This is a genomic window from Rhizobium sp. MHM7A, from assembly GCF_005862215.1.
Taxonomy (GTDB): Bacteria; Pseudomonadota; Alphaproteobacteria; order Rhizobiales; family Rhizobiaceae; genus Rhizobium; species Rhizobium bangladeshense.
This window is the reverse complement of record NZ_VCHT01000091.1, coordinates 1-344: the sequence shown is the minus strand read 5'-3', so window position 1 is coordinate 344 and position 344 is coordinate 1. Positions and strand designations below refer to the sequence as shown.

1 protein-coding gene is annotated in these 344 nt (G+C 54.4%); it reads left to right on the top strand.

All coding sequences use genetic code 11. The annotated features are described in order from the left end of the window. Positions 1–97: 97 nt before the first annotated feature. Positions 98–344, top strand: a 247-nt coding sequence (locus FFR93_RS40550; RefSeq protein ID WP_138397239.1) for a hypothetical protein, incomplete at its 3' end; no start/stop codon positions are given.

The following is a 344-nucleotide window of genomic DNA, read 5'->3' as shown; positions in this document are numbered from 1 at the left end:
TGCTCGATCGCATCCACGATCACAAGATCAATCGGTTAGACGAATTGCTTCCGTGGAACTGGTCGGCGATCACCACAGTTGACGCAAAGGCAGCCTGATGGCGACAGTCACCTACGTCCGTACGATCAAATTTGTTGCCGAAATTCTCGAAGAGGACCCGGAGCTTCTTCAGGCAATCGTCTGCAACGATGACAATCTGAGCTACGGCAGCATCATCTCCGTGTACACCGGAGACGACGAATCCGTGACCGCACTGACAGACGACGGCATGGACGAATTGGAGCAGATGCTCAAAGACGCCCGCCGCTCACCCCAAGAATGGAACGACTTCCTCGACAGCTTTG